Raw genomic sequence first — 8,135 nt, 5'->3', positions numbered from 1 at the left:
GTCGCGTTCGCCGGGAGTCAGGGGAATTTTCAGCTGAACGTGTACAACCCGGTGATGGTCCACAACGTGCTGGAGAGCATCACGCTGCTCGCCGACGCGTGTCGCGCGTTCAACGTGCATTGCGCGGTCGGCATCGAGCCCAATCTCCAGCAGATGGGTGACAACCTCGAAAAGAACCTGATGCTCGTCACCGCTCTCAATCGTCACATCGGCTACGACAACGCGGCGATCGTTGCGAAGACGGCCCACCGCGAAGGGAAATCTCTGCGTGAAGTCGCGAATGCGCTGGGGTTCGTTACGCCGACGGATTTCGACCGATACGTCGTGCCGCTGGACATGACGCATGCCTGATAGCGCCCGCTTCGGTTTCCTTCCATTGAGATGCAAGTCACCGATTATGAGAAAGGGGGGCCTGTGTCTCGTCGAGGCGGCAACCTGAATCGGGCAGAGACCGGCCGTGCGTCCGGGAGCGGCGCCGGCGCACGGCGCGCATGGCAGCGCGCCGCGCCGGCTTCCGCCGGGATCGCTACGGCATCAACCGGTCGAGCAGCGGCGACCGGAAGATCCGGTGCGGGTCGTAGCGTTCGAGGGTCGCGCGCGCCGCATCCCAGCTGCTCGACGGCGGCTGGCCTTCACGATGCAGGTTCGGGATCGTGGTGGCGAGCATGGTGCCATCCTGCCAGGCGGCCGTGTCGGTATAGCCCCAGCCCTTCGACCATTCGGGACGCAGCGTCGCATACGAACCGGTGTAGTTCGCGAGCATCCATTGCTCGATCTCGCGATAGAAGCGACCGGCGCCAGGCGTGCCCGGTAACGTCAGGATATCGAACCATACGGCGATGTCCCATTCCGGGTGATCGGGGCGCGGCTTGAGCGCGGACAGCGTGGGAACGACCGCGCCGGCGCCGGCATCGGCCGGCTTGTCGAGGCCGGTGACCCGGATCTCGACGGGGCCGTTGATCGGGTACTCGCCGCGTGCCTTGTATGCGTCGATGCGATTCTGATAGAACTGCACGAATTCGCTGATCACGCGTTGTACGTCGGCACGCCGCGCCAGTATCGCGTAGCCGTTCGCGGTGACGCGCAGCGTCGTCGGCCGAATGTACTGCAGCACGGTGCGCGACCAGCCCCAGATGTCCCCGCTGAGCGTGAGCGCGAGGCCGGCGGTCGTGATCGCCAGTTGCGTCTGGCCGAACAACGGCGTCAATGCGCCTTCGCCGTTGATCACGATCCGCTTGACGAGATCCGAGATGGACTGCGAGATCGAATCGGAGAACGGATAGTTGTACGGCTGCGTGACGGTGCGCGACAGGAACGGCTTGCTGGGCGTTGGCGTCCAGACCTTGAGCCACGGGCACGTCGTGAACGGGAACCAGATCGCTTCCATCCGGCCCGCTCGATCGAGAAACGACGCGATCGTTCGGCCCGACGTGCCGGCCGGTGCAAATAGTTCGGAAGACGGAATATCGACGAAGCTCTGGCAGCGCAGCCGCTGGTTCGGTCCTGCCATCAGCGTAACTTCGACGACGAACGCCATCCCGATGTGCGCGAGGAACGCGCCGATCTCGGGATCGCTGCGCTCGAACCGGCGCAGCACGTATTGCTGCCGGGCCGGATCGAACACGATCGCTGTCAGCGCAACCACGAGATTGCTTAGCGAGCCGTAGGTGTGGCCCGGTTGCAAGGTTTCACCGGCCGCCGGTACGGCGGTGCCGTGCGCGTCGATCGCAAGCGCACCGCCGAGCGTGATGCCGCCCGGCGCAGGCACGGCGACCATGCCGAGGCCGGATTGCTCGAGCGTCGCGAGCAGCGACTCCAGCGACACGCCCGTTTGCGCGGTGACGCGCGCCGGACTCGTCGACGTGTCGACGGAGACGGCCGTCAACGACTTCGTCGTATCGAGCAGCACGAGGTTCGCGGCGCCGGCGCTTGGGTCCAGCGTCAGGGGCGACCAGTTGTGCATGTAGCCGCGCGGACGTACCCGGTAGCCGTTCGCGCGGGCCCAGTTGACCGTCGCAACGACGTCGTCGGCGGAGCGTGGCGCGGCGGTCCATACGTCCTGCACGGCGATCTCGCCGCTCCAGTTCTGGAACGCCTGCTTGTAAAGCGGAATGTCGGCCGGGAAGCCGGGCGGTGTCGCGCCGGCCGTCAGCGCGTGCGCCGCAACCTGGTAGACCGGTGTCCAGCCGGTGACGACGCCGGCCGCCGCGAGTTTCGCCATGTTGGCCAGGAAGGCGCGACGCGGCGCAGGTTCGTCTCGAAAGTCGTGACTCATGGTGTGCTCCAATTTCTCGGAATTGTTTTACGGATTGGAAAGACGACAAATGACGCGTTGAAGCCAGCGTGGTAATTCGAGCAGGCGTGACGCGCGGGCAGCGTTGCGCGTAGACGGGCCGGGATTGAAAAGAGGACGGTGCATTCGACAATGCGCGGCCGCTCGTCATCACGGACGTCTGGAAGGGAATCGGAAAACCTCCGGCGACTTCTGCAACTGGCCGTCGGTCTGTCCTGCCGGCAGGTGGATATGGAGATTCGGCTGAATAGCGTGAGACGAAGCGCTAGCCGCGACGATCGATAAAAGATGATTGCACGTGCATATTAATTTCCATGTTTCGTTTTTTTAAATAAACCCGCTTTCAGTTCAAAATCGGGCGACGTTTTGTCGTTTATTTCGCTGGAAAAGCGTAGCAATTTATCTGTCGCGCGGCAACGGGCGGAGTGGGTAAATTGCGTGCGCTTCAATATGGATATTTTATGACGGTCAATGATTTTTCCATTTGTTGATATTTTGCAACGCCCGTGTCGGCGGTACTGGAAATGTTGTTTGTGGCGATTTTTATCGCCTGAAGGTGTAATCGACAGCGTGCTGCCGCAAGCAGGCAGCGAAAATTATGCCTTTCCATCACGCAGATTGAATCGATCGTTTATCGAATCGAAACAATTCCCGGAGGAAAGTGCTCGGGGCCACGTGGCGAGCGGGAGTGACGTAATGAAATTATCTTATTCTTCTCTCGAGCAAGACCTCTTTGACGAAAATCCATGGTATACGGCGCTCGGGTGACTATTACAGGATTTCGGGGTAAATAAAGGCAAATTCGTATGGCCTACCATAATTGTGCTCGTGAGTGGCTTGCAAATTTATCGACTTCCGTTTTGCAAGCGGCGCAATTTAAAAAAATGAATGTCACGATAAATGCAGATATTTTAAATCGTCGCTATCATACGCGGCTGGGGTATTCGTGGATCAAATTCAATGGAAAGGATTATCTCGGTTTTTGTTCGTGATTATTCGTTGAATCCGCCGGGAACGCGCCCGCTCCGGGCCGGCGCAGGGTTTTCCAATTCAGGCGTTCAGCGCGTCCGGCGGCAGTGCGTTTTCACCGCCCTCGTCCCCGCGCGCGATCTCGCATCGAACTGAACAGAGCACGGCGCGCCGCCGTTTCGCGTGAGCCGAACACATCGGCGCGCGACGAAACGCGCGCCGCGCAAACCGCGCCGGCTCGCCCGCGCTGGCGTTGCGCCGCCGTCCTCAAGCACGCACAACAAGGAAACAAGGAGAGTCAGATGTTCGCGATGTTCTCGAAGCTCGGGAAGGTGATTTCGAGCGCCGGCAGTGAGCGGTTCGCATCCGACATGCATGCATTGCTGGTCGAATCGATTCCGCTCGCGATCACCCGGATGACTGAATGGACGCTCGACGAGCCGGCGGGCGAAGTCGTCCACGTGCAATCGCTCGGCGCGTTCGGTGCGCCGGGTGACGACGGGCGCGGCAGCGGGCCGGCCGCGCACGGCGAGCGGCAGCCGGCAGCGCATCCGCTGTTGAACCGGATCGTGGCTGCTTGCGACCGGCAGCTCATTCACATCAATCCGCTGATGCGCAGCGGCAATGGCAGCGAAGTCGCGCCGCTGCGTGGGCCGGGCGGGGGATTTCAGTGCCATCTCGTGTCGTGCAAGGCGAATCGCCGCTACGTGATCTCGCTGCATCGAACGGCGTCGCATTGCGACTTCTCGTTGCAGGAGATGTCGTTCCTGAAGAATTTCGCCGATACGCTGCTGCCGCTCGTCGAGTGGCATGCGTCGACGCGCCGGCACGGCGACCTCGAAGGCACGACGATGCCCGCCGTCGAGGCGCTGCGCCAGGAGTTCGAATCGCGGCTTGCGCGCGCGGCGGTCGTGCTGTCGGCGCGCGAAAGCGAAGTGTGCCTCGGCCTGCTCGCGGGCAAGATGCTGCGAGAACTGGCCGGCGAGCTCGGTGTGAAGGAGAGTACGGTCGAGACGTACATCAAGCGCGCCGCGGTGAAGCTCGGCATCAGCGGCCGGCACGGGCTCACGAAATGGATGATCGACGATTACGTGCCGTGCGCGTCGGCGGCGTGATGCCGTCACGCTAGGCGCGGGCGCCGATGCCCGACACGCGACCAGCGCCGCCGGCCGACGTGCCGGGATTGCTGGCGCGCGTGCGCGCGCCGGCGCTCTCGTCGCGGGCGATGACGACGATGTCACCGGGGGCGGCGGCTCGGCCTTCGTCGTCGGCGTGATTGCCGGCGTGTGGCTCGAGGGGGAGGCCGGCGGCAGCCATCCGATGCTGTTTGGCACGCGGCCCGTGTCGGCGTCGCGCGGGCTGCAGTTCCTGGCGCGCCGCGGTGCCGGCACGCGCTTTCGGACCGCCAGCCTTCGGGTGCCGACGCTTCAGGTGCCGATGATGTACGGCGATGCGCGGTCGCGCCGCACGCTTCTCGTGCCGTGTCGGCGTGCTTCAGTTGCGGCCTCGCCCGCGGCCCCTGCCGCCTCGTCGAGCATCCAGCGCGTGAGGCCGTGGCGCCCGCCGAAGCCGAGCTTGACGGCCGCCCGCTTCAGGTAGGTCTCGACGGTGCTTTCGCGCAGCGCGAAACGCACGGCGATGGCGGGCACCGTGTCGCCGGCCAGCAGCGCCGTGCATGCCTCGATCTCGCGCGTCGACAGCTTGACGCCGGCTTGCCGCAGACGGTCGGCGAACCGCCGCGCCACGCGCTCCCGGCCCGATTGCGTCGCCGGCGGCGCGGCGGCCGCGTGGGCGGGCGGCGGAGCCGAATCGAGCGCCGCGACATGGGTCTCGACGATCGGAAACAGCACGTGCGAGAGCTCCTTGAGGACGGTCTGCTCCCGCGGCGAGAAGTCGTCGAACGTGTTCGTGCGATACAGCGAGATCAGGTAATAGTGGCCCCGCTTGCGGGTCAAGAGGTGGAATTGCGCGCAACGCAGCGGCACGATCGCAGCCTGCATGAGGGCGAAGCGATGGAGCAGCGCGTGGGTCGGGCCGTGGCCGGCGAGCGTGTCATCGACGTGCAGGCGGCTCGCGCCCGGGCGCGGCGGCATCTGCGGCCCGTAACAGGCGGCTGCCGGGCCGGCCTTCGCGAGCGCCGCGCCGACCGCGCCGAGGCTGCGCACCTGGAGATCGCCGTCAGGCGTCGCGTCGACCGCGAGCTCCGAAATGCGGATCTCGTCGACGGGGACGGCCGCAGAGATCAGGCTGTACATCACTCGGGGAAAGCGTCGGCTCCCGCTGCTTGAGATCGCTTCGCCGACGTGTGCGAACAATCTGCTGAACTCCATGAACGGATTCCTGATGAGACGTTGAAGCTGCGCTTGCGCGCATGGTTGCCGACATGATTTAAACACCCGGCGGCGAACGCGTCTGTAACGGATAGCCGGGACAGGCGACGCATCGCCGGCCACCGACGGCTACGTCGAACCGGCGTCGCGCGTTGACGATCTCGCCTGCGCGATCTACACGTCCGGTTCGACCGGTAAACCGAAGGGTGTGATGGTTGAGCAGTCGCTCGCATGGTTCGATTTCGACGCGTCCCACGTGCGGTCGCTGTTCCATTCGATCGTGGGACGGTGTGGCGGATCGGATCTGCGCGGAGCTGCAACGCGCGCACCGCATCCGGATCGCTGCTCATCCTGCAGCTTCGGCCCGGACGGCACACATGGCCGTATCGGAGAAGATGCGGCCGCTATCCAGGCGAATGACCCGATCTGCGAGCTTGAAGTACTGATCGTCGTGGGTAATGATAATGACGCATTTCCCGCGGGATTTCAGATCGGGAACCAGCACTTCATAGAAAAATCTCTTGAAGACCGGATCCTGATCGGCAGCCCATTCGTCCAGGATGTAAATCGGGCGATCCTCGATGTAGGCGCAAAGCAGCGCCAATCGCTTGCGTTGCCCTGTCGATAGGGCTCTGGTTGTCGAGTAGTCCTTGCCATTGATCTCTACTTTGTCGGCCAGTTTCAGGGTTTCAAGATATTTTCGGGCAAGCTCGATGCTCGAATTTTCGCGGTCCGGACCGATGATGCGGTTGAACAAATGGAAATCGGTAAATACCGCGGAAAACAGATTGCGGTACCGTTCCCGGGCAGCGTCGTCAACGACTTTTCCATCGAGGGCGATGTGGCCTTCGGTAGGCACGTAGAGGCCGCTGAGTACTTTGCCCAACGTGCTTTTGCCGCTGCCGTTTCCGCCGATGACATAGACGAGCTCTCCGGCATGAATCGTCATATTGATGGGGCCGAGCACGAAATCGACCGACGAATCATTGTCGCGGTAGTTCATCTTCACATCTTTCAGCTCAATGAGTTGCCATGAATTCGCCGAGGATTCCCTGGTGCGCGGATGGGGCGGGTCCTTGCGTGAATCCTCCCCGTCATCGATCAAAAAACCGAATTCCGCCAGCCGGGCGAGCGCGGTTTTGCCTTCGGCCACGATCGGCAGAATACTGATCAGCATGGTCAAAGGCCCCATCATGTAGAGCACGGCCAGAATGCTCGCCGTGAGTACGGACGGGTCCACGACGCCGAACGAAGGTACGCCGAACAGCAAGAATCCGAGCAGGACCGCTACCGTGATCTGGCCAATGGTGTCGCCGCTCATGAACCAGAAGCGTTCTATGTAATTGAATCCTGCCACGCGCTTCGATGATAATTCGATCGCAGCCCTGGTAAACCAGCGTCGTCTGGCCCTGTTGAGCTTGAGTTCCTTGATGCCGAACACGAGGCCATGGGTATATTCATTGAACTGGACGAATTCATCGCGAACTCTTTCCGTGAAATTGACCGCCCTTCGATAGAAAAACAGATAAAGCGCCAGGCCGACGATTGTCAGGGTGATCGTCGAAGCGAAAACGATCCACGACAGATAGGCGAGATAGACGATGCTGCATACCAGGACGACGGACTGAACGATGATCGTCGGTATGGTGAGCAGGGTCTGGCTCAACTGCGGAATGTCCTGCGTCAGCATGGTCAGGATATTCGGGGCGCCGCGCCGGTCGATTTCGTCCAGTGGGGTCGCCAGGATCCTTTTGCACAGGTTGACGCGCAATCTCGTCATGACTTTCATGCAGGCATAGGAGGGCATCACGGCAGCGCCGCTCCTGCAGACAACTGCGATGACGTTCACCGCAATGAATATCATCAGCAGCGTCTGTCGGTCGTCCTGGTCATGCAGCACCCTGCTGATCAATCCGACGCCCACGATCGACGCAATGCCGCTGACGAGGCCCGTAAGGACCGTGCCCAGGGTCAACCAGGGATGACTGCGCCACATCAGGGTGGCGGCCGAATGCCACGGCGGCGATTTACTTTGAGTGGAATCCATGAGTCGCCAATATCGTTCAGTTGATCAGGTGGCTGAGTTCGACGTTTCTTGCCGCTGATCTCAATCTCGACGAGGTTTCGTGCCTGCCCAGGAACGCGATGCTTTCCACGATTTCCAGCGGCGAGTCGGAAAACAGGATGCAGCACTTCAGCAAGCGCTGCGCACGGTCCCAGCCGAGGCCCGATGCATCGGCCACGCCACGCAACGCAGCCTCGACCGACGCGACCGTCCAGCTGTCGTTCCGTGTCAACCGCGCTTCGATCAGTCGAAGAAACTGCAGGAGCGTGCGGGGATTCCTTTCTATGCTGTACATCAGGATGTAATCGACCCGCCGTGTCTTCGTGATCAACGGAAAAATCAGATCGATCACGTCGTCGATCGATTCGCATTTCCCATAAGCCAGCGAAATTGCCTCGCCGAGCTTGCAGTCCCGGTGAAGCGAATCGAGCGCGGACTTGACGAACTCCGCTTCGAGGTCAACGGTGATGGTTTTCAT

General features: G+C 62.0%; 7 protein-coding genes and 2 pseudogenes. 4 read left to right on the top strand and 5 right to left on the bottom strand.

Translation table 11 applies throughout. The features are described from left to right. A pseudogene (gene fumC / locus KVT39_RS13280) lies at positions 1 to 351 on the top strand (class II fumarate hydratase); the annotation flags it as partial. 175 nt (positions 352 to 526) lie between these two features. On the opposite strand, the gene KVT39_RS13275 reads toward fumC, so the two are convergent. Further along, entirely contained in the window at positions 527 to 2,275 is a 1,749-nt protein-coding gene (locus tag KVT39_RS13275) for a cholesterol oxidase substrate-binding domain-containing protein (protein WP_034182258.1), read from the bottom strand. A gap of 824 nt (positions 2,276 to 3,099) precedes the next feature. Between KVT39_RS13275 and KVT39_RS13270 the strand changes: the two genes are divergently transcribed. Together KVT39_RS13270 and KVT39_RS13265 are read left to right on the top strand one after the other, a co-directional pair. Then, positions 3,100 to 3,285, top strand: a complete 186-nt coding sequence (locus tag KVT39_RS13270) for a hypothetical protein (protein ID WP_217589284.1) — start codon at positions 3,100 to 3,102, stop codon at positions 3,283 to 3,285. Between the two features lie 279 nt (positions 3,286 to 3,564). Then, positions 3,565 to 4,377 carry a LuxR family transcriptional regulator gene (locus KVT39_RS13265; RefSeq protein WP_034182257.1) on the top strand — a complete coding sequence of 271 codons (813 nt, stop codon included), beginning with the start codon at positions 3,565 to 3,567 and terminating at the stop codon, positions 4,375 to 4,377. Between the two features lie 10 nt (positions 4,378 to 4,387). Here KVT39_RS13265 and KVT39_RS13260 read toward each other — a convergent pair whose 3' ends face one another. Further along, on the bottom strand, positions 4,388 to 4,579 hold the full coding sequence (locus KVT39_RS13260) for a hypothetical protein (RefSeq protein WP_217589283.1): 192 nt from the start codon (positions 4,577 to 4,579) through the stop codon (positions 4,388 to 4,390). A gap of 110 nt (positions 4,580 to 4,689) precedes the next feature. Then, positions 4,690 to 5,592 carry a LuxR C-terminal-related transcriptional regulator gene (locus KVT39_RS13255; RefSeq protein WP_217589282.1) on the bottom strand — a complete coding sequence of 301 codons (903 nt, stop codon included), beginning with the start codon at positions 5,590 to 5,592 and terminating at the stop codon, positions 4,690 to 4,692. A gap of 91 nt (positions 5,593 to 5,683) precedes the next feature. On the opposite strand from KVT39_RS13255, the pseudogene KVT39_RS38665 reads away from it, so the two are divergent. Next, positions 5,684 to 5,803 (top strand): annotated as a pseudogene (locus KVT39_RS38665) (AMP-binding protein); the annotation flags it as partial. A gap of 135 nt (positions 5,804 to 5,938) precedes the next feature. On the opposite strand, the gene KVT39_RS13245 reads toward KVT39_RS38665, so the two are convergent. Together KVT39_RS13245 and KVT39_RS13240 are read right to left on the bottom strand one after the other, a co-directional pair. Next, entirely contained in the window at positions 5,939 to 7,639 is a 1,701-nt protein-coding gene (locus KVT39_RS13245; RefSeq protein ID WP_217589281.1) for a cyclic peptide export ABC transporter, read from the bottom strand. Between the two features lie 16 nt (positions 7,640 to 7,655). Beyond that, positions 7,656 to 8,135 (bottom strand): hypothetical protein, encoded by a 480-nt coding sequence (locus tag KVT39_RS13240; protein ID WP_254640463.1) that lies wholly within the window; start codon positions 8,133 to 8,135, stop codon positions 7,656 to 7,658.

Origin of the sequence: Burkholderia sp. GbtcB21 (genome assembly GCF_019091065.1) — a bacterium.
Lineage (GTDB): Bacteria > Pseudomonadota > Gammaproteobacteria > Burkholderiales > Burkholderiaceae > Burkholderia > Burkholderia pyrrocinia_C.
The sequence above is the reverse complement of the archived record's forward strand: the minus strand, read 5'-3'. Positions and strand labels throughout refer to the sequence as shown.